This is a genomic window from Ferruginibacter sp. (assembly GCF_014377975.1).
GTDB lineage: Bacteria > Bacteroidota > Bacteroidia > Chitinophagales > Chitinophagaceae > Ferruginibacter.
The window spans coordinates 1-1,990 of record NZ_JACMOO010000255.1; the positions used below are offsets into that span (position 1 = coordinate 1).

2 protein-coding genes are annotated in these 1,990 nt (G+C 35.5%); one reads left to right on the top strand and one right to left on the bottom strand.

Features of this window, described 5'->3' with window-relative positions; genetic code table 11:
• Nucleotides 1–334 precede the first annotated feature (334 nt).
• The gene (gene lhgO, locus H7254_RS13400; protein WP_301933449.1) at nucleotides 335–1,540 is read left to right on the top strand and encodes an L-2-hydroxyglutarate oxidase; all 1,206 of its coding nucleotides are present in this window, start codon (nucleotides 335–337) and stop codon (nucleotides 1,538–1,540) included.
• Nucleotides 1,541–1,715: 175 nt separating this feature from the next.
• On the opposite strand, the gene H7254_RS13405 is transcribed toward lhgO, so the two are convergent.
• Nucleotides 1,716–1,990, bottom strand: a 275-nt coding sequence (locus H7254_RS13405) for a hypothetical protein (RefSeq protein WP_301933450.1), incomplete at its 5' end; no start/stop codon positions are given.

Genomic DNA, 1,990 nt, shown 5'->3' on the forward strand with positions numbered 1-1,990 from the left:
TTATTGAGCGTATTCTATTGTCGCAATTCACTATTCAGTCACCAATAGCAATCAAATCCACTCTCACTGCCGCTTATCACTTTCTGTATCGGAAAGTAACCACCACAAAGCAAACAGAATGGCAAGCCCGAAAGGCGGAGTTTGATATTATTGAAACAAGCTAGAGCCTAGGAAGGGATTTTAGAAAAGATCTTGCTTTTATCCTAAATATTTCTACTTTGTAGCTGTCCCTTTTAAGAATTAAAATTTGTAAGTGCCCAAAATTCCAAATATTTATATTAAAAAGAAATGGCTGGAGCCATTAGGAAGAGTATAAAAATTGTATTTTTACCAGATGTCAACAAAGTATGATTTAGCAATTATTGGCGGAGGTATTGTTGGATTAGCAACAGCTTATCGTCTACTTCTTTTAAAACCCGAATTAAAACTAGTTGTGCTGGAAAAGGAAAGCCATGTAGCTGCGCATCAAACCGGCAATAACAGTGGTGTTATTCATAGTGGATTGTATTACAAACCTGGAAGTCTAAAGGCAATAAATTGTATAAAAGGATATAAAATGTTGCTTGAATTTTGTGATAGCAATGGTATTTCCTACGATTTATGTGGTAAAATAGTTGTGGCCACCTCCGAAAAAGAATTTTCACAACTTGATATGCTCTATGAAAGGGGTAAAGAAAACGGCCTTGAAGGAATCCTTAAAATAAATGAATCGGAAATAAAGGAAAGAGAACCAAACTGTAGTGGTATTAAGGGGTTGTATGTCCCACAAACTGGCATTATTAATTATAGTAAAGTTTGCGAAGTTCTTGTAGAAAAGATAAAAAATATGGGTGGAGAAATTCTCCTGAACTTCAAGGTTACAAAAATTGATTTGAATAATGACGGGTGTAAAGTAAAAAGTGATATTGCCGAAATACAAACCCGATTGATAATAAACTGTGCTGGATTGTATAGCGATAAGATTGCAGAACTGAATGAAAAAAATCTCGATACTCGAATTATTCCTTTTCGTGGAGAGTATTATACTATTAAGCCAGAAAAACAGTACCTAGTAAAAAACCTGATTTATCCCGTACCTGATCCAAATTTTCCGTTTTTAGGAGTTCATTTCACACGCATGGTTGATGGCGGAGTTGAAGCAGGGCCCAATGCTGTATTTGCCTTTAAACGTGAAGGGTACAAAAAGACAGATATTAATTTTGCCGATTTGTGGAACAGTGTTAGCTGGCCGGGATTTAGAAAAGTTGGCTTAAAATACTGGGAGACTGGTATTGGAGAATATTACCGTTCCTTTTCCAAATCCGCCTTCACCAAAGCATTGCAAAAATTGGTGCCGGCCATTCAAAAAGATGATTTAATTCCAGCGGGATCTGGCGTGAGAGCTCAAGCCTGTGATAGAACGGGTGGATTATTGGATGATTTTAAAATTGTAGAAAAACCAGGCATCATTAATATTTTAAATGCTCCATCCCCTGCGGCAACATCGTCGCTGAGTATTGGACAAATAGTCGCTGAACTGGCAATAGAAAGACTGAGCTAAATCTTCAGATTACTTCTCTATAATATTTTCTATCAAATTGAATTTACTTTAATATTTCTACCTTATTTGTACCTCAAACTGAATAATTATTCATAGGTATTTATTAAACAGCTAGTTAACAAATATGATTACTTTCTGCATTGGCAAGTAATTGTTTTATAAAATCCGGAATTATTTACCTAAAAATACAAGTCAAACCACTCCACATATCTGTAATTTTTGCATCTTTATCGGTGCCATCAAAAATACCATATAGACCTGATGAAGTTGAAAATTCGTTGCCAAGACTTGTCTTATTTACTTTTATAACGTAAGCAGATTCCATTTCTTGCAGTGTTGAGCCGATACCGATACCTGCCATCGTTTTTAGTGTTTGCAAATTGCCGGAAGCCTTACCAAGATACCAACCCACAAACTGCCATTCTTTGTTTGATTTTTGTTCTTTAAAAA

Coding starts and splice junctions, on each gene's coding strand:
- lhgO (WP_301933449.1), top strand. CDS start 335: ATGTCAACAAAGTATGATTTAGCAATTATTGGCGGAGGTATTGTTGGA.